Annotated in this window: 23 protein-coding genes; 9 read left to right on the top strand and 14 right to left on the bottom strand. The window is 74.0% G+C overall.

Annotated elements, in window-relative coordinates; all coding sequences use genetic code 11:
- The first annotated feature begins 189 nt into the window (after window positions 1-189).
- Entirely contained in the window at window positions 190-1,368 is a 1,179-nt protein-coding gene (locus tag LV78_RS01380) for an acyl-CoA dehydrogenase family protein (protein WP_253842674.1), read from the top strand.
- 65 nt (window positions 1,369-1,433) lie between these two features.
- Here LV78_RS01380 and LV78_RS01375 read toward each other — a convergent pair whose 3' ends face one another.
- The 11 genes from LV78_RS01375 to LV78_RS01325 form a co-directional block, all read right to left on the bottom strand.
- Window positions 1,434-2,306, bottom strand: a complete 873-nt coding sequence (locus LV78_RS01375; RefSeq protein ID WP_253842673.1) for a hypothetical protein — start codon at window positions 2,304-2,306, stop codon at window positions 1,434-1,436.
- Window positions 2,307-2,355: 49 nt separating this feature from the next.
- Entirely contained in the window at window positions 2,356-3,597 is a 1,242-nt protein-coding gene (locus LV78_RS01370) for a pyridoxal phosphate-dependent aminotransferase (protein WP_253842672.1), read from the bottom strand.
- An 18-nt stretch (window positions 3,598-3,615) separates the two neighbouring features.
- Window positions 3,616-5,295, bottom strand: coding sequence for an AMP-binding protein (locus LV78_RS01365; RefSeq protein WP_253842671.1), 1,680 nt, complete (start codon window positions 5,293-5,295; stop codon window positions 3,616-3,618).
- Window positions 5,292-6,431 (bottom strand): Glu/Leu/Phe/Val dehydrogenase dimerization domain-containing protein, encoded by a 1,140-nt coding sequence (locus LV78_RS01360; RefSeq protein ID WP_253842670.1) that lies wholly within the window; start codon window positions 6,429-6,431, stop codon window positions 5,292-5,294. The genes LV78_RS01365 and LV78_RS01360 overlap by 4 nt, the downstream gene beginning before the upstream one ends.
- A gap of 77 nt (window positions 6,432-6,508) precedes the next feature.
- Window positions 6,509-7,072 (bottom strand): type 1 glutamine amidotransferase, encoded by a 564-nt coding sequence (locus tag LV78_RS01355; protein ID WP_253842669.1) that lies wholly within the window; start codon window positions 7,070-7,072, stop codon window positions 6,509-6,511.
- 25 nt (window positions 7,073-7,097) lie between these two features.
- Window positions 7,098-7,937 (bottom strand): amino acid kinase family protein, encoded by an 840-nt coding sequence (locus LV78_RS01350; RefSeq protein ID WP_253842668.1) that lies wholly within the window; start codon window positions 7,935-7,937, stop codon window positions 7,098-7,100.
- Window positions 7,934-9,001, bottom strand: a complete 1,068-nt coding sequence (gene argC / locus LV78_RS01345) for an N-acetyl-gamma-glutamyl-phosphate reductase (RefSeq protein ID WP_253842667.1) — start codon at window positions 8,999-9,001, stop codon at window positions 7,934-7,936. The genes LV78_RS01350 and argC overlap by 4 nt, the downstream gene beginning before the upstream one ends.
- Window positions 8,998-9,849 (bottom strand): ATP-grasp domain-containing protein, encoded by an 852-nt coding sequence (locus LV78_RS01340; protein ID WP_253842666.1) that lies wholly within the window; start codon window positions 9,847-9,849, stop codon window positions 8,998-9,000. Before LV78_RS01340 ends, argC begins: the two co-directional genes overlap by 4 nt.
- A gap of 31 nt (window positions 9,850-9,880) precedes the next feature.
- Entirely contained in the window at window positions 9,881-10,069 is a 189-nt protein-coding gene (locus LV78_RS01335) for a hypothetical protein (protein ID WP_253842665.1), read from the bottom strand.
- A 116-nt stretch (window positions 10,070-10,185) separates the two neighbouring features.
- Window positions 10,186-11,475, bottom strand: a complete 1,290-nt coding sequence (locus LV78_RS01330) for a hydroxymethylglutaryl-CoA lyase-like TIM-barrel protein (protein WP_253842664.1) — start codon at window positions 11,473-11,475, stop codon at window positions 10,186-10,188.
- Between the two features lie 311 nt (window positions 11,476-11,786).
- Window positions 11,787-12,488 carry a response regulator transcription factor gene (locus LV78_RS01325; RefSeq protein WP_253842663.1) on the bottom strand — a complete coding sequence of 234 codons (702 nt, stop codon included), beginning with the start codon at window positions 12,486-12,488 and terminating at the stop codon, window positions 11,787-11,789.
- Window positions 12,489-13,650: 1,162 nt separating this feature from the next.
- On the opposite strand from LV78_RS01325, the gene LV78_RS01320 reads away from it, so the two are divergent.
- From LV78_RS01320 to LV78_RS01295, 6 genes are all read left to right on the top strand, one after another.
- On the top strand, window positions 13,651-14,043 hold the full coding sequence (locus tag LV78_RS01320; RefSeq protein ID WP_253842662.1) for a hypothetical protein: 393 nt from the start codon (window positions 13,651-13,653) through the stop codon (window positions 14,041-14,043).
- Between the two features lie 84 nt (window positions 14,044-14,127).
- Window positions 14,128-15,114: a phosphate ABC transporter permease subunit PstC gene (gene pstC, locus LV78_RS01315; RefSeq protein ID WP_253842661.1), complete on the top strand. Its 987-nt coding sequence runs from the start codon at window positions 14,128-14,130 to the stop codon at window positions 15,112-15,114.
- An 8-nt stretch (window positions 15,115-15,122) separates the two neighbouring features.
- A complete protein-coding gene (gene pstA, locus LV78_RS01310) occupies window positions 15,123-16,229 on the top strand; it encodes a phosphate ABC transporter permease PstA (RefSeq protein ID WP_253842660.1) in 1,107 nt (368 codons plus the stop codon).
- Window positions 16,226-17,842 carry a substrate-binding domain-containing protein gene (locus tag LV78_RS01305; protein WP_253842659.1) on the top strand — a complete coding sequence of 539 codons (1,617 nt, stop codon included), beginning with the start codon at window positions 16,226-16,228 and terminating at the stop codon, window positions 17,840-17,842. Before pstA ends, LV78_RS01305 begins: the two co-directional genes overlap by 4 nt.
- Entirely contained in the window at window positions 17,839-20,328 is a 2,490-nt protein-coding gene (locus LV78_RS01300; RefSeq protein ID WP_253842658.1) for a hypothetical protein, read from the top strand. Before LV78_RS01305 ends, LV78_RS01300 begins: the two co-directional genes overlap by 4 nt.
- Complete coding sequence (locus tag LV78_RS01295) at window positions 20,325-21,173, top strand: sortase domain-containing protein (protein ID WP_253842657.1); 849 nt, start codon at window positions 20,325-20,327, stop codon at window positions 21,171-21,173. The genes LV78_RS01300 and LV78_RS01295 overlap by 4 nt, the downstream gene beginning before the upstream one ends.
- Before the next feature lie 82 nt (window positions 21,174-21,255).
- Here the strand turns inward: LV78_RS01295 and LV78_RS01290 are convergent, their stop codons facing one another.
- Together LV78_RS01290 and LV78_RS01285 are read right to left on the bottom strand one after the other, a co-directional pair.
- On the bottom strand, window positions 21,256-22,227 hold the full coding sequence (locus tag LV78_RS01290; RefSeq protein ID WP_253842656.1) for an esterase-like activity of phytase family protein: 972 nt from the start codon (window positions 22,225-22,227) through the stop codon (window positions 21,256-21,258).
- An 87-nt stretch (window positions 22,228-22,314) separates the two neighbouring features.
- Complete coding sequence (locus LV78_RS01285; protein ID WP_253842655.1) at window positions 22,315-23,295, bottom strand: substrate-binding domain-containing protein; 981 nt, start codon at window positions 23,293-23,295, stop codon at window positions 22,315-22,317.
- Between the two features lie 226 nt (window positions 23,296-23,521).
- On the opposite strand from LV78_RS01285, the gene LV78_RS01280 reads away from it, so the two are divergent.
- Window positions 23,522-24,319 carry a phosphate ABC transporter ATP-binding protein gene (locus LV78_RS01280; protein WP_253843218.1) on the top strand — a complete coding sequence of 266 codons (798 nt, stop codon included), beginning with the start codon at window positions 23,522-23,524 and terminating at the stop codon, window positions 24,317-24,319.
- A 187-nt stretch (window positions 24,320-24,506) separates the two neighbouring features.
- On the opposite strand, the gene LV78_RS01275 is transcribed toward LV78_RS01280, so the two are convergent.
- Window positions 24,507-25,016: a hypothetical protein gene (locus tag LV78_RS01275; protein ID WP_253842654.1), complete on the bottom strand. Its 510-nt coding sequence runs from the start codon at window positions 25,014-25,016 to the stop codon at window positions 24,507-24,509.
- Between the two features lie 90 nt (window positions 25,017-25,106).
- Between LV78_RS01275 and LV78_RS01270 the strand changes: the two genes are divergently transcribed.
- Window positions 25,107-25,772, top strand: coding sequence for a hypothetical protein (locus LV78_RS01270; RefSeq protein ID WP_253842653.1), 666 nt, complete (start codon window positions 25,107-25,109; stop codon window positions 25,770-25,772).
- Window positions 25,773-25,929 lie beyond the last annotated feature (157 nt).

Below are 25,929 nucleotides of genomic sequence, written 5' to 3'. Positions count from 1 at the left end.
GATGGGGCGGTGCGGGGTGGATCGGCACCGGGCGGACCGGGGCTGGGCGGACCGGTGCTGGGCGGGTCGGCGCGGGGCGGGTCGGCACCGGATAGACCGGCACCGGATAGACCGGCCCCGGACAGTCCGGGTCCGGACAGTCCGGCATCGGACGGATCAGGCGGAGCGGGATCGACGAGAGGGGCAGTGGTGAGCAAGAGCGCGGGCGGGTTCGACTTCAGCGCCATCGCGGCGCGCGCGGCCGAGGTGGACGCCACCGGCGTCATCCCCGAGGAGAGCTGGGCGGAGCTGGCCTCCAGCGGGTACCTGAGGCTGTTCCACCCCGAGGAGATCGGGGGCGCGAACGCGGACGGGCCGACGCAGGCCGCCGCGATGGAGCAGCTGGCCGCCGCGTGCCCCAGCACGTTCTGGTCCACGACGGTCTCCGGGTTGTTGTGCGCCAAGCTCATCTCCACCTACGGGGACGTCGCGACGCACGAGCGCCTGCTGCGGCCCATCGTCAGCGGCGAGAAGGTGGTCGCCTTCGGCGTGGTGGAGCGCGCGTCCGGCAGCGACGCGGGCACCTACCGCACCACCGTGCGCCCCGACGGCGACGGCTTCGCGCTGCGCGGGGAGAAGGCCCGCATCACCAACGCCCCCAACGCCGACCTCGCCGTCGTGCTCGCCCGCAGGGCGGACGCGGACGGCCGGGTCGGGGACGGCTGGTGCCTGGCGTTCGTGGACCTGCACCAGCCCGGCGTGGAGCGGGACTCGTTGCCGCACATGGGGTTGCGCGGGATGCCCTGGGGCGTGCTGAAGTTCGACGACGCCAGGGTGTCGGCGGAGAACGTCGTGCCGGTGCCGTTCGACATGCTGTCCGAGGGCATGGCCTGGGGCTGGCTGCTCATCGGCATCTCCTCGGTGGCGATCGCCGAGACCGCCGTGCGCGCCAGCGCCGAGCACGCGCTGTCCCGCGAGTCCTTCGGCCGCCCGCTCGCGCACATGGAGGGCGTGCACGCGCAGCTGGCCGACTCGCTCGCGGACGTCCAGGCCGCGAGGCTGCTCGCCGTGCGGGCCATGACCGAGCGCGCGCAGGGGCGGTCGGCCAAGCACCTGATCGGCGCGCTCAAGGCCTACGCGACCGAGATGGCGGTGGACGTGGTGACGCGCGCGGTCCAGATCCACGGCGCGTTCGGCGTCACGGCGGGGCACCCGGTGGAGCGGATGTACCGGGACGCGCAGATGAACGTCATCGGCGGCTTCGCCACCAACCGGCTGCGCGAGCAGATGGCCGAGAACCTCGGCCTCGGCCCCGCCGCGCACGCGGACTTCGACTGGGTCGGTCACCTCAAGCTCGACCCCGTGCCGCTCGACGGCGCCCCGGCGTGAGCGCGCCGGGACGGCCCCGCGCACTGGAGCGCGGGGCCGTCCCGGTGGGGTTTCCCGTTGTGGGGTCAGACCTTCTCGGCGTACCGCACCGGGTTCGACAGGGTCACGCCGTGGCTGGTGAAGTCCAGGGTCAGCGTGTCGCCGTCGGCGATGAAGCTGCCCTCGTGGAAGCTCGCCTTGTCCGCGCCCAGCAGCACGTAGTTCACCAGGTGCGGGCGGCGCAGCGCCGGGTAGGAGAGCAGGTTGTCCAGCATGTCGGGGATGCGCTGGAACAGCGAGTCGCCGCCGCAGGAGAACGGCCCCCGCCAGAACACCTCGCCGTCCCTGGTGATCGTGGTGGTGCCGGTCGCGGTCTCCGGCGGGTCGGTCGGGAACAGGAACGGCGAGATGGACGTGTCGCACAGCTTCGAGTACGGCGTCCACCCCCACGGGTTCCGCAGGTGCAGGCCGATGTCGTTGAGGTCGTTGCCGAACGAGTGGCCCGCGTAGTGCGGCACGCCGTGCTCGTCGTTGACGAAGACCACCGCGATCTCCGGCTCCTCCAGCAGCGTCGTGGTCGACGCGGGCACCACCAGCGGGTCGCCGGACACCCGCAGCCACGACCCCATGCCCTTGATCAGCCACCGGGGCGCGCTGAACGGCTCGTCCGGCTCGGGCGCCCGGTCGTACTTCGAGCGGTGCGTGCTCATGAAGCCGCTGATCAGCGAGTTGCCGGTGTGCGATGGCAGCAGCGGCGGCAGGAAGCGCACCTCGTTCGCGGGCGCCACCACCTCCTCGGCGCCCTCGGCCAGGTGCTCACCGAGCCCCCGGCCCGACGTGACGGCGTCGTGCAGCTCCGCCAGGCCGATCCGCCGCAGTCGCAGCGGCTCGCCCTCGGCGGGCAGGCCGAACCCCACCAGGTGCTCGCCCCGGTGCTCTACCTCGAACAGGACAGACATGGCGCCTCCTCGGCGGCCGAAGGGAAACAGGGACGATCGCCGGGGACGATCAGCGGACCAGGTCGGCGAACGCCTCGGCGACCCGGTCCAGCGCGGACGAGACCCACGGCAGCGCTGCCGGGTCCCCGGAGTCCAGCGCGGCGAGCCGACGGGCGTCGTCGTCGCCGTAGAGGTGGCTGGTGGACAGCCGCAACCGCAGCCGCTCCGGCGCCTCGCCGAACGCGGAGCCGGGCAGCACGCCGACGCCGTGCCGCTCCAGCAGCCGCGCCACGACCTCCGAGTCGGTGCGCAAACCGTTGGCGGACAAGGCTTCCCGCAGCGGCGCCAGGTCCGGGTACAGGTAGCAGGTCGCCCGCACCGGGGCCACCTCCGCGCCCGCCCGCACCAGCACCCCGCGCAGCGCGCCCGCCACCGCCGCGTGCAGCCCGCGCGCCGCCGCGACCCGCGCCACCAGCTCGGGCGGCTCGTCGAACGCCACCTGGGCCGCCGCCTGGGCGGGCGCGTTCGTGCTCGACCACACGTGCCCGGCCACCGCCAGCAGCCGCTCGCGCAGCCCGGCGTCCGGCAGCCGGGCCACCCCCACCCGCCACCCGCCCAGCGCGTGGCTCTTGGTGAGACCGGTGGTCACGACGGTGCGCTCCGGCGCGTGCTCGGCGGGGGAGACCGGCGCGCCGTCGAACGCCAGGTCGCGGTAGATCTCGTCGGACACCACGACCAGGTCCAGCTCGCGGGCCAGCACGGCCAGCTCCTCCACGGTCGCGGCGCTCGCGACGGTCCCGGTCGGGTTGTCCGGGACCGTCACCACCACCGACCGCACGGTCCGGCCCCGCGAGCGCGCCGCCCGCACCGCCGCGCGCAGCAGCTCCGGGTCGGGCACCCCGCCCTCGCCCGGCCTGGTCGGCACCGGGACGGCCCTGGCGCCCGCCAGCCCGGCGTGCGCGGCGTAGCTGACCCAACCGGGCGCCGGGATCACCACGTCGCCGCCGATCGCCAGCAGCAGCGCGTACAGCAGCGGCTTGCTCCCCGGCCCCACCACGACCAGGTCGGGGTCGGTGGGCAGGCCGCGCCGCGACCAGTGGCCCGCGGCGGCGGCCCGCAGGCCCGCGCTCCCCGCCACCGGCCCGTAACCGTTGTGGTGCGCCGCGCCCACCAGCGCCCCGATCAGCAGCGGGTGCACGGGCAGGCCGATCTCGCCGCTGGCCAGCGCGGTGACCGGCAGGCGCGCGGCCCGCCGGGCGGCGAGCACCGCGTCGGCGGCCAGCGTCGCGGACGGGATGACGGTGTCGAGCACGAGCGGAACCTCCCGGTGTCAGCGGAAGAGCGCGCGCAGCTCGGCCTTGCGCACCTTCCCGGTCAACGTCCTGGGCAGCGCGTCCACGAACTCCACGCGCTCCGGGACGAACTCCTCGGCCAGCCCCTCGGCCGCGACGTGCCCGCGCAGCGCCCCGGCGGTCGACGTCCGGCCCGCCGCCGCCACGACGACGGCCAGCAGGACCTCCTCCGCGCCGCTGGAGCCGATCCCGACCACGACGGCGTCCTCGACGTCGGGGTGGGCGCGCAGCACCGCCTCCACGGTCACGGCGGGCACCACGCGGCCCCGCTTGACCACGGCGTCCTCGGCGCGGCACACGATCCTGATCCCGCCGCGCCCGTCGGCCTGCGCGAGGTCGCCGGTGTCGAACCAGCCGTCGTCGTCGAGCTGCGCGTCGAACACGTCCTGCCGCCCGTGGTAGCCCAGCGCGCTCGACGCGCCGCGCGTCCACAGCCGCCCGATCGACCCGTCGCCGGGCAGCCCGGTCGGGTCGATGCGCACGGCCATGCCGTCCACCACCCGGCCGTGGCTGGTGGCGGGCGCGTCCCACGGGTCGTCGGGGCGGGTCAGCGTGATCGGCCCGAACTCCGACAGGCCCCACAGCGAGTGCGCCCGCGCGCCCAGCACGTCGCGGACGTCCTCGACCAGCGACCGGGGCACCGCCGCCGTGCCGATGACGAACCGCTCGACGCTGGAGACGTCGCGCGGCCTGGCCCGCTGCGCCGCGACGATCGCGGCGGCGGTGGTGGGCGGGCCGTAGAGCATGGTGGCCCGGTGCTCGTGGACCTGGTCGAGCAGCGCGTCGGGGTCCTTGACGTCCTGCACGAGGACCGTGCCGCCGACCAGCGCGGCGGCCAGGAAGCCCTGGGCGAAGCCGGAGTAGTGCACCAGCGGCGAGGTCACCGCGACGACCCAGCGGTCGTCCAGGCCCAGGGCGCCCGCGTAGCCGAGCAGGGCGGCGCGCAGCGAGTCCTGGCTGTGCGCCACGCCCTTCGGCGCGCCGGTGGTGCCCGAGGTGAACAGCACCACCGCCGGGTCGCCGGGCGCGAGCGGGGCGGGCTCGGCGCCGTTCGGGCGCGGCGCGGGGGTCCGCGCCGAGTCGAGGCCGCCGAAGCGGGAGTGGAAGTCGACCGCCCCGTCCGGCAGCGCCCGGTCCGGTGCGACTCCGCCCGCCCCGCCCACCACGAGCACGTGCCGCAGCGCGGGCAGCTCGGCGCGCAGCCCGGCCACGACCGGCGCGACCGGCCGCCCGTCCCACTCCGGCGTGGTCACGCACACCCGCGCCGAGGTGGCCGCGAGCCGGTGCCGCAGCCCGTCCTCCGGGGTGTCCGGTTGCAGCGGCACCACCACCGCGCCCACCGCGAAGCAGGCGAACGTCAGCGGCACGACCTCCCACCGGTTCGGCAGCTGCACGGCCACGTGGTCGCCGGGCCGCACGCCCAGCCCGCCCAGCGCCGCCGCGTACCGGTCGACCAGCCGCGCGAGCCCGGCGTAGTCCAGCACGTCGCTCGCGCCGTCGGCGGCCCGGCGGGCGACGAGCGCGGCGTGCCCGCCGCGCTCGTCGGCCCGGCGGCGCAGGTCGTCCAGGAAGGTCGGCCCGCCCCGCGCCGACCCGTCCCGCGCCGATCCGCCCCGCGCCGACCGGGTCCCGCGCGCCCCGGCCAGGTCCGCCGTCACGGGCGGGTCCCGCGCCGCGCGGCCAGCAGCTCGCCCAGCGGGTCCGCCGAGCCGCCGTCGACGATCTCCAGCAGGTCGCGCGTGTTGCGCTCGACCCGGCTGCCGATCCACTCGAACACCCACTCCTTGCGGGCCTGCCCCGGCAGCTCGAACGGCACCGTCCCGGTCAGCGCCAACCCGGCCGCCGCCGCGCCGCCCACGTTCGCCACCACGTCCGGCACCAGGATCGAGCCCGACGCGGCGATGCGGACCTTGGCCTCGGGGCTGGTGGCGATGTTGCCGCCCTCCACCACCAGCCGCGCGCTGAGCCGGTGCACGTTGCCGCCGTTGATCGCGTCCGCCTGCGCGGCCAGCACCAGCACGTCGGCGGGCACGTCCAGCCAGGCGTCCGGCTCGGAGCTGGTCGACACCCCGGCGGGCAGCCGGGAGCGGTCGATCCGCCCGAGGTGGTCGGTGATCGCGACCAGCGCGTCCACCGGCAGGTCGGCGCCGGTGACGGTGCCGAACTCGTCCGCGATCCCGACCACCCGGTGCCCGCGCGCCTGGAGGAAGCGGCCCACCGCGCGCCCGACCGACCCGAACCCCTGCACCACCACGCTGCCCGCGCCGTCGCGCCGCAGCACCTCCAGCGCGGCCACCGCCGCCCGCCCGACGCCGTCGCCGGTCGCGTCGACCAGCGGCTCGTAGTAGGTGCGCCAGTCGTAGGGCATCGGCTTGGCGCGGGGCCGCCTGCGCGGGTCGTACCCGGCGGCCTCGAAGAACACCTTGCGGTCGCGGGGCGTCACGCCCAGGTCGGCGCCGAGGTGGATGCCGCCGTGCAGCAGCGGCGCGACGGTGCGGCCGAACGTGCGCAGGATCGCGTCCTTGTCCTGCCCGTCGTCCACGATCCCGGCCTTGGCCCCGCCGACCGGCAAGCCGACCAGGGCGAGCTTCTGCGTCATGCCCGCCGCGAGCAGGCGGACCTCGGACTCGGTGACGCCGGGCGTGAACCGCACCCCGCCCATCGCCCAGCCCTCGACCAGCGAGTCGGCGATCACCCAACCCCGGATGCTCTTGTCGTCGCCCCTGAGCTCGACGGCGAACGCGGGCTCCTCGGCGACCGCGACGGCGCCGGGGTTGACATCGACAGCAGTCATCGTTTTCTGCTTCCCCTCGCTTAGTGCTGACTGATAGTCCGAAAAGGACGATCTTTTGTGGACGGTCCGTGGTGCCGCTACGAGAACAGGGAGACGAACCCGCGCAGCACGGACAGCCCGTCCTCGCGGAACTCCAGGTGCGCCTGCGAGCCGTAGACCCGCCCGTCGTCGGAGCGCAGGAACTCCACCGGCGCGTCGTCGGACCAGCCGATCGCGGTGAACCCCGGCGGCGCGGCCTTCACGTACAGCATGTGCCGCTGGAACAGGGTCACGGTCGGCTTGGCGTCGGCGAACACCGGCTCGGTCTTGTCCACCCGCACCTCGTGCGTGCCGACCCGCGACCGGCCCTCCACCAGCTCGGCGCCCGCCGAGGTGGCGATGATCTGCATCCCGCCGCAGATCCCCCACACCGGCACGGCCGAGCCGTGCACGAGGTCGATCAGCCTGCGGTAGTGGTCGCTGTCGTAGGCGCGGACCTTCGTGCCGCTGAGCACCAGCGCCTGGTACTTCGCGGGCAGCGCGTCCGGGACCTCGTCGGCGCGCGCCAGGTCGGTCTGCGCGCCCAGTGCCTCGAAGCTCCGGCGGACCTGCGGGATCGACAGGCTCCCGTTGTCCACCACGAGCACGCGGGGGCTGGTCATCGGCCCCACCTTCCTTTCCCTTGCGCTAGGCGGAGGTCTCGGCCGCCGCGGCGACGAGCCCGGCGGGCTCGTCGGGGGTGATCACGGTCCCGGTGGCGCCCGCGAGCAGCTCGGAGAGCGGGGCGGAGCCGATGACGACGCGCTCGACGCCACCGGCCAGCCCCTCGTCCGCCGCCCGCAGCTTCTTGCGCATCCCGCCCACGGCGTGCTTGTCGCGGAACAGCCGCGCGCTCGTCGCGCTGATGGCGCGCACCGGCTCGCCGTCGATCAGCAGGAACGGCACGTCGGTGACCAAGGCCAGCGCCGGGGCCCCGAGCGCGCCCGCCACGGCGGCGGCGGCCCGGTCGGCGTCGGTGTTCACCGTCCGGCCCCGCTCGTCGCGGGCCAGCGGCGTCACCAGCACCACCCGGCCGGGCGCGAGCCCACCCAGCGCCGCCGGGTCGACGCCGCTGATCGGACCGACCAGGTTGTCGATCTCGACCAACCGCTTGTCCCGCCAGTACCAGCGCTCGCCCGGCGCGGCGCTCAGCAGCCCGTCGCGGCCCAGCACCCGGTCCACCGCCACGCCGTGCGGGCGCAACCGGTCGGCGACCTCGACCGCCAGCCCCGCGCTGACCGCCAGGATGTCCTCGACCACCTCGGGCGTGGTCCACCTGCTCTGGTTGCCGTACCGGTCCCGCAGCACCGCCGACGGGTCCCGGTACCGGGCGCGCAACCGCTTGAGCGGCTTGGACCACCCGTGCACCAGCACCACCGGCGCCACGCGGGCGTGCGCGGCCAGGTCCGCCCACCAGTCGCCCGCCATGTCCTCCAGGCAGCTCCCGCCCAGCTTCACCACGACCGGGGTCGCGCCCACCGGCGTCATACCGGCATCACCGGCTCCATGCCGAGACCGGCGTCCTCGGGCAGCCCGAACCGCAGGTTCACCGCCTGCAGCGCCTGACCCGCCGCGCCCTTGACGAGGTTGTCCAGCGCGGCCAGCACGACGATCCGCCCGCCCTCCTCGTCGGGCACCACCGAGACGTCGCAGTAGTTCGACCCCAGCGTGGCCTGCGGGTCCGGCACCGGGATCAGCGTCTCGCCCGGCCTGCGCACCCGCACGAAGCGCCGCCCCCGGTAGAACCGGGTGTAGGCGCGCAGCAGGGTCCGCTCGTCCGGGACCTCGTCGGTCAGCGCGTAGCAGCTCGCCAGCAGCCCGCGCACGTTCGCGACGCCGTAGGCCGACATCGAGATCCGCCCGACCCGGCCCGCGCCCGCCTTGCCGCCGAAGAAGTCGGCGACCTCGGCCGCGTGCCGGTGCCCGCCCGGCGAGTACGGGGCGATGGCCCCGGCCCGGAACGGGTGCAGGTCCGCCGTCCGCAGGTGGATCCCGCCGCCGCTGGAGCCGCTCTTGCCGTCCACCAGCACGTGCTCCACCGACAAACCCAGCTCCAGCAGCAGCGGGGCGATGCCGAGCGTGATCGCGGTGGCGTAGCAGCCCGCCAGCGAGATCAGCGGCGCGTCCGCGAACCGGTCGCCCACCAGCTCGGGGACGCCGTGCACGAACCGGTCCGCCAGCTCCGCCGACCGGGGGACCTTCGGGTACCAGCGGCGGTGCGTCTCCTCGTCGCGGACGCGGAACGCCCCGCTGAGGTCGACCACCGCCGGGACCCGGTCGGCGAACCGCTCGGCCAGCACCGCCGACACCGGCGCGGGGGTGGACAGCAGCAGCACGTCCACCCGGTCCGCGACCGAGTCCACCACCGGCTCCACGACCAGCCCGAAGTCCTTGCGCAGACCGGGGTGCAGCTGCGCGGGACGCGCGCCCGCGCTGCCCGACCCGCCGAGGAAGGCCAGCTCCAGGTCGGGGTGGGCGTCGACGAGCCGGATCAGCTCGCCGCCCGCCAGGCCCGAGGCGCCGACCACGCCGACCCGCACGCGCCCGCTCACCCGAGCACCTCCCGCACGTGCCGGGCGATCGCGGTGGCCACGTCCACGCCGGTCGTGGTCGCCACGGCCCGGAAACCGGGCGCGTGGTTGACCTCGTTGACGGTGTAGCCGCCCGCCCCGTCGTGGAACAGGTCCACGCCGTAGACGCCCTCGCCGAGCGCGCCCACCACGTCGTCCACGATCTTCGCGATCAGCGGGTCGACCTCGACGGCGGTCTGCTCGGAGCCGATGGCCGCGTTGTTGCGCCAGTCCGACCCGCCGCTGGAGAAGCCCGCCGTGGCCACGATCTCGCGCCCCACCACCAGGCAGCGCACCGAACCGCCGCGCACGAACGGCTCGACCAGGCAGGCCTGCTCGAACGCGTGGCCCAGGTCCTCGACGTAGTCGTAGACCGAGTTCGCCACGTCCGGCTCGCGCAGCAGCGCCACCCGCTTGCCCATGCCGCCGAAGATCGGCTTGAGCACCAGCGGGAACGGCAGCTCGGCCGTGGCCCTCTCGAAGTCGCGCCGGGACAGCACGAGCCGGAAGTCCGGCACCGGCACGCCCCTCGCGCGCAGCAGCGCCCGCAGCGCCAGCTTGTTCTCGCACGCCGCGATGGCCTCCGGGCCGTTGAGCACCGGGACGCCCGCCGAGGCGGCCAGCGAGGCGATCAGCCCGCCCCTGGTGTAGCTGCGGCTGCGCACCAGCGCCAGGTCGAACCCGCGCAGCGCGGGGGCGTCCTCGGCGCCGAGGCACAGCGACTCGTCGTTGACCCAGGTGAACTCCAGGCCGTGCGCGGGGCCGACCTCGATCAGCCCGCGCTCCTCCCAGGCCACCCGGTCGGCGATGATGGCGACCCTGCCGCCCATCACAGCTCCTCTCCTCGCGTCCGGGCGGTGGTCACTGGCCCCAGTCCCGCAGGGCGACCTCGACCATGGTCAGCGCGATCGCGCCGTCGCCGACCTCGTCGACGCGCAGCGTCAGCAGGCACTCGGGGCAGGACAGCGTCTCGCCCTGGAGCACGGGCGGGGTGGACAGCGGGGTCTCGCACTCGGGGCAGGTGCCGGTCAGCATCGGGGTGGTGGTCATCGTCGGTCCTCTCCGGTCCGCGCTGCGCGGACCGCTGGGTGGGCGCGCTCCACCCGCCCGGCACGGGCGTCAGGCCCGCACCGGGGCGGGGGAGCGCCTCCGGTGGGTGGTGCGGGTCAGGCGGGGGACTGGGCCGCGAGCGCGGCGGCGTCCCCGGTGGCGGGCGCGGCGCTGTCGGCCGGGAGCCCGGCGGCCAGCTCCGCGGCGAGCACGGCCCGGTGCTCGGCGGTGAACTCGACCGCCCGGTCGCGGATGGCCGCGCGGTCCAGCAGCGGGCGGCCGTCGGCCTCCTGCCGCCGGGACAGCCACGCGCCGAACGCGTCGACGTCAAGGCCCTCGGGGGTCGCGTCGCCCAGCGCCCAGGTCAGCAGCGGGGCGCTGAAGCGGGTGCGCACCCGCAGCCGCCTGCTGTTGCCCACGACCTCGGGCGGCAGCGTCTCGTAGGCCGCCGGGTGGGTGAGCTGGCCGGGCAGCTCGTAGGCGAACGCGTGCGGGGCGGTCGGGCCGGACATGAACGCCTCGCCGAGGCCTGCGCCCGCCAGCGCGGCCTCGGTCAGCTCGGTCAGGCCGGTCAGGTCGAAGCGCTCGTCGCCGTAGACCACGCGCAGCGAGGTCAGCACCTCGGCCAGCGGCGCGTTGCCGCCGCGCTCGCCGATGCCGCCCGCCGTCACCGAGATCCACTCGGCGCCCGCCTCGTAGGCGGCCAGCGAGTTGGCCGTGGCCATGCCGAGCATGTTGTGCGAGTGGATCTCGATCTGCGAGCCGTCGATCGCGACCAGGTCGGAGATCACGTCGTGCACCTGCCACGGCGCCAGGGTCGCGACGGTCTCGGCGAGCCGGAACCGGTCGCCGCCCGCCGCGAAGCCCGAGGCGACGTAGTCGACGAGCCTGCCGCGCTCGGCGCGCGCGCCGTCCTCGCCGGAGAAGGTGACGTGGAACCCGCGCTCCTTGGCCATCTCGACGGCCGAGGCGGCGAGGCTGAACAGGTACTTCGGGCTGGGCGACGCGAGCTTGAGCGCGGCGTGCTCGGCGGAGGTCGGGATCGAGAACATCACCGACCGCACCCCGAGCCGCTTCGCCTCGTCCAGCGCCGCCGCCGTCTGCTGGCGGTCGCGCACCATGACCAGGGTCAGGCAGCGCTCGGGGCCGACGGCCTCGTGCGCGGCCTCGATCAGGTGCCGGTCGCCGGAGCGGGCGCCCGAGACCATGCCGACCTCGACCAGTTCGACGCCGGTCCGCACCAGCAGCCGCGCGATGCGGGCGGCGTCCTCCGCCCCGAACTCGACGCCCGCCATGTGCGCCGAGTCGCGCAGCGTGGCGTCCGAGATGCTGGGGAGCGGCCGGGTCGACCTGGCCGCCGGGGTCAGCAGCGCGGGGGTGTCCCCCGCCGCGGTGGGCTTGTCCATGTGTTTCCCGTCCTCCCTGGGCGGATCGGTGCGCGGATGGGCCGCGAGGAATGTCGTGAAAGTTTTCGGTGAATCGTCCGGCGTGATTCTCGAAAGGTTTTCCGTCCGATTCCGCCTGACAGGTTTAAAGCTTGCCCAGGGTTGCGAACAGCGTCAACACCCGCAACTTCACGCCTTTGTGAAACTTCGTCAGGGGGTTGTCACGTGCGTCAAGAATGCAAAATCAACGTCAGGGCTGGTCGCCGGAAATGTCAAGAACCCGCCCCGGCCGGTGGCCGCGACGGGTTCTCGTGGTGGATTTGTCCGAATATCTAGGGGGTGTCGTGCTCCTCGGGCCACTCGGCGCCGTGCGGGCGGCCGATGCGGTAGCCGACGCCCCGCACCGTCCTGATCCAGTTCGCCGAGCCGAGCTTCGCGCGCAGGCTGCTCACGTGCGTGTCTATGGTGCGGCTGGTCTCGGCCCAGTTGTCGTCCCAGATCCGCGCCATCAGCTCCTTGCGCGACAGCACCGCCTCCGGGTTCGCGGCCAGCGCGCTCAGCAGGTCGAACTCCTTGGAGGTCACCGCGACCGGCGCGCGGTCCAGCGACACCCGGCGGGCGCGCAGGTCGATGTGCAGCGGGCACAGCGAGATCTGCTCCGGCACCTCGGGCGCGCGCGGCTTCGCCCTGCGCAGCACCGCCTCGATCCGGGCGCTCACCTCGCCGAACCCGCAGGTGCGCACCACGCAGTCGTCCGCGCCCGCCTGGAGCGCCAGCACCCGGTCCAGCTCGGCGTCCCGGCCCGCGATCGCGATCACCGGGGTGTCGCCCGCCGACCGGATGGCCCGGCAGATCTCCAGCCCGTCCACGTCGGGCAGCTCCAGGTTCAGCAGCACCAGGTCCGCGCCGAGGTGGGCGTGGCTCGCCTCGGTCCCGGTCCGCACGGCCGAGACCGCGTAGCCCTGGCCGCGCAGCTCGGCCGCCAGCTCCCCGCCCGACGGGGCGGAGTCGACCACGAGCAGTCGCGCGCTCACGGCGCCAGTGGGCCCAGGGCTCGCCGGACCCCCGGCTCGGCGGACGTCCGGCGCAGCGCGGGGGCCTGCGTCCGGCGGGGCGCGCCTCGGCCGCCCGCAGCCTCGGATTGACCCATCGCCCTGCCTTCCCTGCCGCTCGACTCGTGTCAACACTGTGATGATCCGGCGCGCGGCCGGGGGCGACAAGCGCGCGCGGGGGCGGGCGACGGTTACCCGAAGGCATCGGGGGGCGACGGCGAGTGACCGGCTTCGGGGACGCGCGAAACCGGGGTCGGCGCGGGAGGTCGGACGCGTCGCCCGGAGGCGCGGGAGCGCGGCGCGGCGGCCCGCGTTCCCGGCGCCGGGCGAAGGGGTGTCCGGTGAGGTCGCGGTGCGGTTCGGCGGCTCGCGGCACGGGGTGGGGGCGCGTGTCCGGTGTGGCGGCTCGTGGTGCCGGGCAGGGGCGTCCGGTGGGGTGCGGCACGAGGGTGGGGCGCGGCTGCAAGTGGTGCTGGTGCGAGGGGCATCCGGTGGGGGCGCGTGTCCGGTGTGGCGGCTCGTGGTGCCGGGCAGGGGACGCCCGGTCGTGTGCGGCACGAGGGTGCGGTGCGGCTGCCCGTGCTGCCCGTGCTGCCCGTGCTGCCCGTGCTGCCCGTGCTGCCGGGGCGCGGCTGCCCGTGGTGCTGGTGCGAGGGGCGTCCGGCGGGGCGCGGCGCGGGCTCGTGGCGCGAGGAGGGTGACCGGTCGGGCGCGGCGCGGAAGTGCGGCGCGGCGGACCGCGCTCCCGCGACCGGCGCGCGCCAACCGCTCAGCGGAAGTCCTTGCGCGCCAAGCGGAAACGAGCCTTTCGCGTCTCGTCGTCCCGCCCGTGCCCGCCGACACCCGTTGTCCCGCAAGGGCTTTCCCGCCGCCCGGCGGCACCGGCGCGTTCCGGTGATCCGCCGACCGGCCCCGCCTCCCGCGCGAACGGCCGCCCCCGCTCGGCCGTGCGGTCCAGGGTGGAGCCGGCGCCCGGCGCGCGACCGCTCCCGTTAACCGACCGTGCGTGTGGCGCTCACCCCGCAGGACCACCGCGCTTACCGTCCCGGCGTGAACGTCTCCCCCTGCTGAACGGGGACCGGCTCGGTGGGAACCGTCCCCGGCCGCACCGGCTCGGGCCGAGCCGGTTACCGGGAGGGCGATCGTGACACGTTTCCAGTGCTACCGCATGGCGGAAAGCGGTATCCGGTGGCGGCTGATGGGGGGCAACAACCGGGTGCTCGGGGTGTGCGTGCGCGAGCACGACGACCTCGCCTCGGCCCGCGCCGAGGTCGCCGTCGTCCGGGCCCGCGCCGCCCTCGCCGGGTTCGTCATCGGGCACGCCGACGACGGCTCGTGGTGGTGGCGCTTGGCGGAACTCGCCCGGTCCGCCCAGGGCTTCGCCCGCCGGGTGGACGCCGAGCTGGCCGCCAACCGCTTCGGCACGCGCGCCGTCGACGCCGGACTGGACCCCGAACTCGCCTTATACCGAACGGGAAAGCGCGGCAGGTCGAGCCGAGGCGGCTCCGACGTGTGGCGCCAACGTCCCGTTGGGTGAGCGTTCACCGCCGTCAGCCACCGTCTCGAATGCCGGGAAGGCGACGCCGTTCCCGGAACCGCCGCACGCAGGGGGAGAAGTCCAATGACGGCCGAAGTCGATCGGCCCCGTTCCACCGCGCCCGCGATCCCGCTCTCCGACCGGGTCTTCCGCGGCGTCGCCCGCACCACCGGCGTGCTCGTGCTGCTCGTCATGGGCGGCATCGGGGCCTTCCTGGCCTACCAGGCGGTCCCGACGCTGCGCGTGCTCGGCTGGAGCTTCTTCACCGAGAACACGTGGCGCCCCGAGTCCAACACCCTGGGCATCCTGTCCGTCGCGCTCGGCACGGTCCAGGTCGCGCTCGTCGCCATCACCATCACCATCCCGGTGGCGCTCGGCACCGCGCTCTACATCACCGAGTACGCGCCGCTGCGCCTCAAGCGCACGTTCGTGGCGCTGCTCGACCTGATGGCGGCCGTGCCCAGCGTCGTCTACGGCCTGTGGGGGTTCTTCTTCCTCCAGCCCGAGATCATCCACCTGTCCCGGTGGCTCGCCACCCACCTCGGCTTCCTGCCGTTCTTCAGGGTGGACACCGATCTCGACGCCGCCGTGTGGGAGCGCACCGCCTACACCTCGTCCACGTTCATCTGCGGCGTGGTGGTCTCGATGATGGTCGTCCCGATCACCGCGTCCGTCATGCGCGAGGTGTTCTCCTCGGCCCCGCAGGGGGAGCGCGAGGCCGCGCTCGCCCTCGGCTCCACCCGCTGGGGCGTGATCCGCTCGGTGGTGCTGCCCTTCGGGCGCGGCGGCATCATCGGCGGCACCATGCTCGGCCTCGGCCGGGCGCTCGGCGAGACCATCGCCGTCGCGCTGATCATCTCGCCCGCGTTCGAGGTGAAGTTCCGCCTGCTGGAGAAGGGCGGCAACACCATCTCCCAGCTCATCGCGCTGCGCTTCGGCGAGTCGAGCCCCTTCCAGCTCTCGGCGCTGCTCGCCGCCGGGCTGGTGCTGTTCCTGTTCACGCTGCTGGTCAACGTCCTCGCCTCGATCGTCGTGGCGCGCAGCCGCAGCGGCGCGGGCGCCGAGATCTGAGGAAAGACATGACAACGGTCGTCGAACCCGAGGCCCGGCCGGACGCGCCGGGCGAGGCGCCACCGGAGGCGGTGCCGCGCCGCGTCGGGGGACGCACGCTGGACGACGTCCTCGCCGCCGCGGGCGCGGGCGTCGGATCACTGGCGCTGGTCTGGATCATCTACCTGAACCTGCTGCCCGCCACGGGCCGGCTCGGCTTCGTCGTGTGCTGGTACCTGGCGTTCGTGCTGCTGTACGCCTCCGTCACCGCGCTGCGCCACCCCGTCTCCGTGGTCAAGGACCGGGTGGGCGCTGCGGTCGTGCACGCGCTCGCCGCGCTGCTCGGCGTCGGACTGGCGCTGGTGGTCGGCTACACGTTCTGGCGCGGCGCGGAAGCGCTGGGGCACCTGAACTTCTTCACCGACGACCTCAGCGCGGCGGGGCCGCTCGACCCGCTGGAGGAGGGCGGGGTGCTGCACGCGCTCGTCGGCACCCTGGTCCAGATCTCCATCGCGGTCGTGATCACCCTGCCGCTGGGCGTCGGCTGCGCGGTGTTCCTCAACGAGGTCGGCGGGAGGCTCGCCCGGCCCGTGCGCACCGTCGTCGAGGCCATGACCGCGCTGCCGTCGATCGTGGCGGGCCTGTTCGTCTACGTCACGGTCCTGGTCGTCGGCGGCTTCGACCGCAGCGGCCTGGCCGCGTCGCTGGCCATCAGCGTCATGATGCTGCCGATCATCGCCCGCGCCTCCGAGGTCGTGCTGCGCGTCGTCCCGGACGGGCTGCGCGAGGCGAGCCTGGCGCTGGGGGCCTCGCAGTGGAGCACGGTGTGGCGGGTCGTCCTGCCCACCGCGCGCCCCTCGCTGGCCACCGCGCTGATCCTGGGCATCGCGCGCGGCATCGGCGAGACCTCGCCGGTGCTGCTCACCGCCGGGTACACCACCTACCTCAACGCCGACCCCACGTCGGGGCCGATGGTGTCGCTGCCCCTGGTCACCTACAGCCTCGCCCGCTCCTCCGAGCGGGTCGACCAGGTCCGCGCGTTCGGCGCGGCCTCGATCCTGCTCGCACTGGTCCTGCTGCTGTTCATCGTCGCGCGCCTGGTCGCGCAGCGGTCTTCCCGAGGAGGACGCGCGTGAAGCGCCTGCCGCTCGTGCTGCTCCTGCTGCTCATGGTGGCCCCGCCACCGACGCAGGCGCAGAGCTACTACCCGCTTCGCGGCTCGGGCTCGTCGTGGAGCGAGAACGCGATCAAGCAGTGGATCGCCGACGTCAACGCCAACGGGATGCCGGTCAGCTACTCCGGTTCCGGCTCCAGCGCGGGCAGGCTCGACTTCGCGCAGAAGATGAACGACTTCGCCGTCTCGGAGATCCCGTTCCAGGGCGTCGACCCGGTCACCGGCAACGCCGACAACTCCAACGGCAGGCCGTTCGCGTACATGCCGATCGTCGCCGGTGGCACCGCGTTCATGTACAAGCTGAGCGTGGGCGGGCAGCTCGTGCGCGACCTGCGGCTGCGCGGCGAGACCATCACCGCGATCTTCACCGGCGAGATCACCGACTGGTCCGACGACCGGATCACGGCCGACAACAACGGCCGCAAGCTGCCGAAGAAGCGCATCGTCCCGGTGGTCCGCTCGGACGGCTCGGGCACCACGGCGCAGTTCACGCTGTGGATGTCCAAGCAGCACAAGGACAAGTACTGCCCGTTCTTCGCCGAGCACGTCAACCGCAACAAGCCCTGCGGCCTCACCTCGTACTACCCGGAGTTCAAGGGCGCGGTGGCGCAGAGCGGGTCCTCGCAGATGGCGGGCTACATCTCCGCCGAGTACGGCGAGGGCGCCATCGGGTACGTCGAGTACTCGTACGCCACGGCGCTGAACTACCCCGTGGTCAAGGTGAAGAACGCCGCCGACTACTTCGTCGCGCCCACCGCGCAGAACGTGGCGGTGGCGCTCCAGTCGGCGCAGATCGAGCGGGACGCGTCCAAGGAGACGTACCTGACCCAGATCCTCGACGGCGTCTACAGCAGCCCGGACCCGCGCACCTACCCGCTGTCGTCCTACTCGTACATGATCCTGCCGATCTCCGAGGACGGGAAGCTCACCAAGGCGTCCGGGCGCACGCTCGGCGCGTTCGCCCGGTACTTCCTGTGCACGGGCCAGGTCGCCATGCCGGACCTCGGCTACTCGCCGCTGCCGCTGAACCTGGTGCGCGCGGGCTTCGAGCAGGTGCGGAAGGTCCCCGGCGCCGACCAGAGCACCCTCAAGCCGGAGGACTGCGGCAACCCCACGTTCGACCCGAGCGACCCGGACAACAACAAGCTGGCCAAGACCGCGCCCATGCCGGAGGCGTGCGACAAGGTCGGCCAGGGCCCGTGCGGCACCGGGAACGGCGGCGGTGGCGGCACCGGGAACGGCACCGGCCAGGGGAATGGCAACGGGAACGGCCAGGGCGGCGGGAACGGCGACGGGAACGGTACCGGCGGCGACGCCAACGGCGACGGCGTCCCCGACGGCGCGGGCGACGACGCCGCGATCGACCCGCTGACCGGCCTGCCCGTCGGCCAGGGCCAGGGCAATGGCAACGGCACGGCCGTCGCGGGCAGCGCCACCGAGCTGGCGTCCTCCCGCAGCGGCGACGACGCGCTGGCCGCGCTGGCCGCGCTGGAACTGCTGCTCGTGCTCGTCGTCCCGACCTTCGTCGCCCGCGCGATCGCGCGCAGGCGCAACAACCAGGGGAGTGCGCAGTGAGACGCGAGACCACCGCGCTGGCGCTGGTCGCCGGTCTGCTCGTGGCGTCGGCGCCGGTCGTCGCCGCCGAGGTGGTGGCCGGGCCCCCGAGCGGGCAGCCGGTCACGATCAGCCAGGACTTCGACGAGCACTACCGCAAGGACGCGGCGCCGGGCACCGGTTCCGTCACCGTCTCGCAGACCGGTGACCTGGTGCGGCAGCGGGTCAAGGTGTCCTGGGACGGGTTCCGGCCCACCGACAGCTCCGGGCGCTACCCGGTCGTCGTCCTGCAGTGCTGGGGCGAGGCCTCCGAGGTGACCCAGCAGCGGTGCTGGGGCGCGGGACGGACGATGGAGCACGCCACGTTCGCCGACGCCACCGCGTGGGACCGGGTGGCCTACGGCGACGCGGGAGCCGACGACCGGAACCTGGTGTCCGCCTTGTCGTTCACCGCCCGCGACGGGCAGCGCTACTCGTGGAACCAGGTCGAGGTGGACGCCCAGGGCAGACCGATCGCCTGGCCGGACGGCTCGGTCAAGGCGGGCCCGCCGCCGGACCTGTCACCTGACACCTACAACTACGTGCTGCCCCCGGTCATGCAGGGCACGACCCGCGCGGACGGCACCGGCAGCACGGACATCGAACTGCTGCCCGGCGACCAGCTGCCGAGCCTGGGCTGCTCGGACGCGGGCACCTGCTCGCTGGTCGTCGTGCCGGTCGGCGACCCGCACTGCAGGCCCGTCGAGGAGATTCCCTGGTCCACCGTCCGACGCAGCTGCACCGGCACGGCCTCGGGCGCTCGCGACTCCAACACCTGGAAGAGCCCGACCAACTGGGCGCGCAGGTTCTCCTTCCCGCTCAGCTTCCGCAAGAGCGCCCAGGTGTGCGAGCTGGACGGGAAGCCGGAGACCCGCACCGTCGGCTCGCCCTTCCTCGGCCAGCTCATGTCGAGCTGGCGGCCCCGGTTCTGCCTGGACGAAGGTCTGTTCCGGCTCGGGTACACCTCGCTGGGCGAAGGCGAGGCGCGCAGGCAGTTCCAGTCCGCGCTGGCCTCGGGCGTGGCCCCCGCCGTGCTCACCACGCGGCCACCCGAGGGCGAGTCGCCGGTGCCCGTGGTCTACGCCCCGGTGGCCACCACCGGCTTCAGCGTCGGCTTCGTCGTCGACAACGGCGACAACACCGAGGTCACGTCGCTGAACCTGACGCCGAGGCTGCTGATGAAGATGCTCACCCAGTCCTACACCGCCGAGGCGCCGGGCATCGAGAAGCACCCCGGCATCGCCGCCAACCCGAAGTGGTGGGGGACGGACCCGGAGTTCGCCAAGGCCAACCCGGACCTGCTGATGCACTCCATGAACATCAACTCGTCCACGTACCCGCTGCTCGTGCAGGGCGACCTCGACCTCACCTGGGCGCTCACCTCCTACCTCGCCTCGGACCGGGAGGCCGTCGAGTGGCTGGGCGGCAAGCCCGACGAGTGGGGCATGGTGGTCAACCCGAAGTTCAAGGCGCAGGCGCTCCCGTACGCCCAGGTCGAGCTGCGCGACGACTGGAGAGTCCCGGCGGACGCGTCCAGCTACCCGGATCAGCTGTGGTTCAACATCGCCGCGAACCAGGTGCCCTCCGTGGTGGCCGCCGCCGTGGCGCTGGTGCAGGTCCGCCCCACCGCCACCACCACCCCCTCGCAGGAGAACGGCAAGATCCTCTACAAGCGGCCGGAGCGGCAGAACGCGGGCACCAGGGCGCTGCTGGCCATCACGGACCTGCCGGACGTCGCGGTCTTCGGGATGCGTTCCGCCGCGCTGCGCACCCCGCAGGGCGAGTTCGTCGCCCCCACCACCGAGTCCATGTCCTACGGCCTCCAGTCCACCACCCTGGACGCGAAGACCGGAATGCTCGCCATCGACCACACCAAGCTGGACAGCCGCGCCTACCCCGGCACGACCGTGGTCTACGCGGGTGTGCAGACGGCGGGGATGCCGAAGGACAGCGCGGAGAAGTACGCGAAACTGCTGGAGCACGCCGCAGGTGACGGGCAGAGGTACGGCACGGCGCCCGGTGACCTGCCACTGGGCTACCTGGCGCTGTCCGACCCGCTGCGCGAGCAGACCCGCAACGCGGCCAAGGCGGTGCGGGACCAGGCGGGTGAGGTCCCCCCGCCGCCGCCGGGCGTCGGCGACAACCCCGCCGGGAACCTGCTGCCCGACCAGCGCGACCCCGCCAAGTCCAACTCCGGGACGAAGAACAGCAGCAACCCCGCCGCCAACCAGACCAGCACCCCGCCCCCGACCACCGCCTCCAGCGGCAGCCCCGAGCCCAGCGCGCGGCCGATCACCAGCGTGGCCACGCGCGGCGACAGCAACTCCGTCGGCCGCTGGCTGCTGCCGGGGCTGCTCGGCGTCGGCCTGCTCGCGGGCGCGCTCGCCCCGCTGGTGTCGACCTTCGGCAACGCCGACCACCCGCTGACGCGCAGGCTGCGCAAGCTCTTCCGCCGGGACGCGGTGTGACCCAGCGGACCGAGGTCGTCTTCGCCAAGCGGGCGCTGCTGCTGCTCTCGTTGCTGCTGCTGGACTTCGTCGCCTACCTGCTGGTGGTCGGGCCGATCCGGTTCGAGCGCTCGCAGGACGTGCTCTACGAGCGGGCGCGCGAGGAGCTGGCGGCGGTGGAGATGCCCACCGGCGGCGCGATCGAGCCAGGAAGGCCCGTGGCGGTGCTGGAGGTGCCCGGACTCGGCCTGACCCAGGTCGTCGTCGAGGGCACCTCCGGCGCGCTGCTGGCCGACGCGCCCGGTCACCTGCGCACCACTCCGCTGCCCGGCCAGCCGGGCGTCTCGGTGCTGATGGGGCGCTCGGTCAGCTTCGGCCGGGCGTTCGGGCGGATCACCGAGCTGCGGGAGGGCGACGAGATCGTCGCCACCACCGGGCAGGGCCGCTTCACCTACCGCGTCGACCGGGTGCGCCGCGCGGGCGACCCGGTGCCCGCCCCGCCCGCCAAGGGCGACGGCAGGCTGGTGCTGGCCACCGCCGAGGGGGAGGCCCAGTGGGGCCTGCCGCTCGGCGCGGACCGCGCGGTGTACCTGGACGCCACCCTGCTCGACGAGCCCGCCGCCGCCGGGTCGGGGCGCACCACCGCCCTGGGCGTCGAGGAGGGCGTGCTCAAGGGCGATTCCAGCGCCCTGGTGTCGCTGGTGCTGTGGGCGCAGGTGCTGCTGGCCTCGGTGGGCCTGGCCACCTGGGCGGCGCTGCGGTGGGGGCGCTGGGAGACCTGGCTCGTCGGGGCGCCCGCCGTGCTGGCCACCTCCTGGCAGGTCTGCCACCACGCGGCGGTCGTGCTGCTGCCGAACCTGACCTGAGTGACCTGAGTGACCTGAGCGGACCGGAAGACGAACGGGCCCGGTGGGAAAATCCCACCGGGCCCGTTCCGCGCGTTCGGGATCAGCCGAGCTCGACCTTCACCGCGATGAACTGCGTGCGGCGCCAGTCGTCCAGACCGTTGTCCGACACCAGGACCAGGGTCCGCGCGCCGTCACCCAGCTCGGGGCCCCAGGTCATCGCCTGCAGGTCGTCCACCTTGCGCAGGCCGAGGGCGGACACCGCCAGCACCTCGCGCTTGACCACGGGCGAGTAGGTCGTGCCGTCCAGCGCGGGCCGCCGGGCGATGTTCGTCGCACCCAGCGCGAAGTCCACCTCGAACAGCTTCGCGGAGCCCGCCTCGACCTGCTCCAGCACCAGGTACCGGGTGTCCGCCACCGCCAGCAGCTCGGTCACCTCTGCGCCCGTCTCCGGCAGGTAGGCGTACTGCGCTCGCGCGGTGGCGGAAGCCCGCTCGTACTGGGTGAACCGCACCGCCGGGCCGTCGGCGGCCAGCGGACGGGACAGCGCGGCCAGCACGCCGGTGCCGTCCGCCGACGGTGCCAGCGCGGTCAGCCCGCTCGCGCCCGCCAGCGTGGCCGGGGTGGGCAGCCGCGTCACGAAACCGCCGCGCTTGTCCGCCTCGCGCACCGACGGGTCCTGCGCCCCGCCACCGTCGGTCCACAGCAGGGTGCCGGTGGCGCTGTCGTGCCGCAGGGCCTGCGGGTCGGTGTTCTCGGCCTGGCGCAAGGAGGTGACAGCGGTGAGCTTCGGCGCGCAGTGGCCGTTCAGCTTGCCGGTGTAGAAGCGCGGGGACCTCGGGTCGCCCGCCAGCAGGCGGAACTCCCCGGTGGACGCGTCGTAGTCGGCGCCGGTGATGCCGCCGACCTCGGTGCCCCGGTATCTCGTGCCGCCGGGGAGGCTGTGCTGGCCGAGCAGGCTGAACTCGTAACCGGGGACCACGACCGGGGCGGTGGTGGCGTTCGCGGTCTGGGGGAGCAGGACGGTGAGCGCGGCGACGGAGGCGACAGCCGCAGCGGAAGCGATGGCGCGCAAGGGACTTTCCTCTCGTGGAGGTGTGGTGGTGCGAGGAGGGCCCGGTGACCGCGACCGGTCACCGGGCCCGAGCGGGCTACCCGTGCGTCAGGCGCGGACGCCGCAGTTGTCGGACAGGCGGAAGCCCGAGGCGATCAGGTCGTTCTCGGCCGCCACGCTGTTGCACACCCAGCCGAGGGTGCCGAAGAACGACGAGAACTTCGAGACGGTCTGGTCGGTGACGCGGATGACGTTGTACAGACCCCGGTCGTAGGCCTTGACAGCGGTCTGACCCGGCTCGGCCAGCTGACCGTCGGACGGGCGGACGGTGGCCGTCTCGGCGGCGGGCTTGCCCACCGGGCGGACGTCGTCGTTCACCGAGTTCACCTTGATGCCCGAGAGACCGACCGCGCGGCCGACCGAGAACGGGACGATCGCGGTGGGGTCGTTCAGCACCGGGGCGGCGCTGTGCTCCTGCACCGGGCTGCCGTTGAAGACGGACTTGGCGCAGGTGCCGGGGGAGGAGACGCCGATGCTCTCCAGGAAGAACGAGCGGGTGCCCGAACCGTCCTGCGGCAGGTAGGCGTTGTAGGCGCACGCGGCGCTGCCCGCAGCCGAGCTGTAGAGCTGGTTCAGCTGCAGCGTGGTCAGCGTCGTGGGCACGGTGCTCGTCGTCGCCGTCGCGTAGGTGACGGTGTCGCGGGCGAACTCGATGAAGGCGTAGTTCGACTCGGTGGCCCTGGGCTTGCGCGAGGACCGGGCGAAGTCGAGGTTGTGCGCCGTGCCGTCGGCGATCAGCGCGCTGATGCCCGCCGACGAGCCGTTCGGGCGGGTGATCGACGGGGCACCCGCCTTCGGGGTGATCGGCGAGGTGCCGGTGGCGTTCCAGGAGTGCACCTTCGCCGCGGGCGAGGTGGCGTTGTAGTGGCCTGCCAGCAGGTTCAGCGCGTCCTGGCTGGTGTCGGATCCGACACCGACCAGGTCGGTGGCCGAGGGCACGACGCCGGACGCCGGGTCAGCCTGGGCGGCACCGGCCGCCGAGACGAGCGCCACGGCCACCACGGCCGCCTTGATCAGGGTGGAGCGCATCGGGAGTTCTCCTTGTCCCTCAACGTTTTCCTGGCCCCGGTGGGAGCCGAGGGGAACCTTTCCCGGTCACCCGGACGATCACCACCACGGTCGTGGGAAGCTTGCGCTCTCGCGCCTCACCGCCGGGGTGAACGCCCCACCAACTCGTGCTCGGCCATGCCGGGTGAACCGCGCGTTCACCGCCAGGACGAACCCCGCGCCTAGCCTCGCGCCCGTGACCGCCGTGATGAACACCCCGCAGTCGGTCGACCGCGCCACGCTCGACGCGGTCGACGTCTCCGCCTGGTTCGGGACCCGCAAGGTGCTCGACCGGGTCTCGCTGACCATGAACGCGGGTGAGGTGACCGCGCTGATCGGACCGTCGGGCTGCGGCAAGTCGACGTTCCTGCGCATCCTCAACCGGATGCACGAGCTGGTGCCCGGCGCCGCGCTCGCCGGTGAGGTCCGGCTCAACGGCAACGACATCTACCGGCAGGGCGAGCGGATCACCGAGACGCGGCGCCGCATCGGCATGGTCTTCCAGAAGCCCAACCCGTTCCCGGCGATGTCCATCGCGGAGAACGTCACCGCCGGGCTCAAGCTCACCGGCACGTCCGTCGCGCGCGGCGACCGGGACGCGCTGGTGGAGGAGTGCCTGACCAAGGCGGGGCTGTGGAAGGAGGTCAAGGACCGGCTGCGGCAGCCGGGCGGGGCGCTGTCCGGCGGGCAGCAGCAGCGGTTGTGCATCGCGCGCTCGCTCGCGGTGCGGCCGGACGTGCTGCTCATGGACGAGCCGTGCTCGGCGCTGGACCCGACGTCCACCCGGCGCATCGAGGAGACGATCGGCGAGCTGCGCTCCGAGGTGACGATCGTGATCGTCACGCACAACATGCAGCAGGCGGCCCGCGTCTCGCAGCGCTGCGCGTTCTTCCTCGCGGAGGACGGCGCGCCGGGGCACGTCGTGGAGCAGGGCGGGACCGACGACATGTTCCACCGCCCCGAGGACCAGCGCACCTCCGACTACGTCAACGGCCGCTTCGGCTGAGCGGGGCGGGGGCGCCGGGCGGGGAGTGCTGGGCGGGGAGCGCGCGGCGGGGAGCATGGACCTAGCGCGCCAGCCGGGCGCACCGGGCGGGCTTACCGGGCGGGCGTATCGGGCGGGCGGCGCACCGGTCCGCGCCGCCCGCCCGTCTGCCTGCCCGTCTGCCTGGCTGCCCGCCCGCCCGCCCGCCTCAGACCGTTCCGGCGAACCGGTCGTCCAGGTACGCGCGCGTCGCGGCCTCGTCGCGGGCCGACTTCAGGTAGTCGATCCACGCCCGCTGCTCGTGCAGCACCGCGCCCATCTCCCACACGCACACCACCTGCAGGTGCCTGCCCTGCTCCACGCGCTCGAACGAGTCCTGCCGCGCGGTGTCCCTGCCGTAGACCGACAGCCACATCTCGTTGTTGTTGCGCCAGGTGCAGGCGATCAGGAAGTGGAACGCCTCGCCGCACAGGTGGTGGACGACGAAGCCGAGGTTGCCGGAGATCTCCAGATCGCGGTCCGCGACCCGCGCTAACAGGAACTCGTGCGCCTCGGCGCGCAGCGCGTCGGGGATGCTCGCCTCCGCCTTGCGGACCTCGTACCACTTCAGGTGCGCGTCGGGCAGCACCAGGTCGCGCTCCGGGAGCGGGACGACCTCCTTGGGGTAGTGCCGGTAGTCGTCGTCGACGCTGGTGATCTTGGCCAGGTGCTCGGTCATCCCCGGATACTAGGGCCGAACGCCCCGCTCCGACGGCGCTCTCGCGGCGGAACCCCGGAGGGACGCGCGAACGGGGCTACCCTGCCGCCCGTGACCCCCACCCTCGCCGCGCTGCGCGCCTCCGCCCTCGCCTTCTCGCCGGTGCCCGACCAGCCCGACCCGTCCTGGCGGGTGCTGGAGCTGGCCACCGCGCCCGCGATCGACCTCGCCCTGCCCGCGCACCGCGACGCCGCGCACGCCTGGCTCAACGCGTGGGGCTGCCGCATCCGCAAGCCCCGCCCCGGCGAGCCGAGGGTGTTCGACGCCGCGATCGCCGACTGGTGGGACGGCTGGTCCGCCGAGCTGCCCGAGCCCGGCGCCTGGCTCGCGGACCTGGCCGACGACCGGCTCGACGCGTTAGCGGCCTGCTTCACCGCGCTCGCCACCTCCCCGGCCGCGCCCACCAGGACGCTCGGCCCGACCGCCGCGTCCAAGCTGCTGTTCGCCTTGCGCCCCAAGGCCCTCATGCCCTGGGACAACCTGATCGCCCAAGGCCTGCACGGCGCCCGCGACGGCCGCGCCTACCGCGCGCACCTGGCCACCGGCCGGGCCTGGGCCCGCGCCGTCCTCGCCGAGGCCTCGGCCGAGGCCTCAGGCGTCGTCGCCGAGCCCGCGCTGGTCGCCGGGCTCGGCCGCACCGGCTGGTCGCTGGCCAAGGTCCTCGACGAGTACTGCTACCTCGTGCACACCAGGGGGTGGGTCCCGCCCGCCGGGTGATCCGCCGGGCGCCCGCGCGGCGGAAAGATCGGCGGCGTGTTCACCGGCCCCGTTCGGGGGATGCGCCGAGCGCGGCCGAAACGGACAAAAGGAACCCCGCTGAAAGGCTTTCGGTCGCCGCGATCAAGGCCCGTCCGCCCGCGCTGAAATCGATTCA

Source organism: Actinosynnema pretiosum (assembly GCF_024171695.1).
Classification (GTDB): Bacteria; Actinomycetota; Actinomycetes; order Mycobacteriales; family Pseudonocardiaceae; genus Actinosynnema; species Actinosynnema pretiosum.
Note: the sequence above shows the minus strand (reverse complement) of the source record. Positions and strands in the feature narration are given on the sequence as shown.

Excerpts from the sequence above, each read along its gene's own strand:
- LV78_RS01375 (WP_253842673.1), bottom strand. The coding sequence starts at position 2,306 with ATGTCTGTCCTGTTCGAGGTAGAGCACCGGGGCGAGCACCTGGTGGGG.
- LV78_RS01360 (WP_253842670.1), bottom strand. The coding sequence starts at position 6,431 with ATGACTGCTGTCGATGTCAACCCCGGCGCCGTCGCGGTCGCCGAGGAG.
- LV78_RS01355 (WP_253842669.1), bottom strand. The coding sequence starts at position 7,072 with ATGACCAGCCCCCGCGTGCTCGTGGTGGACAACGGGAGCCTGTCGATC.
- LV78_RS01350 (WP_253842668.1), bottom strand. The coding sequence starts at position 7,937 with ATGACGCCGGTGGGCGCGACCCCGGTCGTGGTGAAGCTGGGCGGGAGC.
- LV78_RS01340 (WP_253842666.1), bottom strand. The coding sequence starts at position 9,849 with ATGGGCGGCAGGGTCGCCATCATCGCCGACCGGGTGGCCTGGGAGGAG.
- LV78_RS01335 (WP_253842665.1), bottom strand. The coding sequence starts at position 10,069 with ATGACCACCACCCCGATGCTGACCGGCACCTGCCCCGAGTGCGAGACC.
- LV78_RS01330 (WP_253842664.1), bottom strand. The coding sequence starts at position 11,475 with ATGGACAAGCCCACCGCGGCGGGGGACACCCCCGCGCTGCTGACCCCG.
- pstC (WP_253842661.1), top strand. The coding sequence starts at position 14,128 with ATGACGGCCGAAGTCGATCGGCCCCGTTCCACCGCGCCCGCGATCCCG.
- pstA (WP_253842660.1), top strand. The coding sequence starts at position 15,123 with ATGACAACGGTCGTCGAACCCGAGGCCCGGCCGGACGCGCCGGGCGAG.
- LV78_RS01285 (WP_253842655.1), bottom strand. The coding sequence starts at position 23,295 with ATGCGCTCCACCCTGATCAAGGCGGCCGTGGTGGCCGTGGCGCTCGTC.
- LV78_RS01280 (WP_253843218.1), top strand. The coding sequence starts at position 23,522 with ATGAACACCCCGCAGTCGGTCGACCGCGCCACGCTCGACGCGGTCGAC.
- LV78_RS01275 (WP_253842654.1), bottom strand. The coding sequence starts at position 25,016 with ATGACCGAGCACCTGGCCAAGATCACCAGCGTCGACGACGACTACCGG.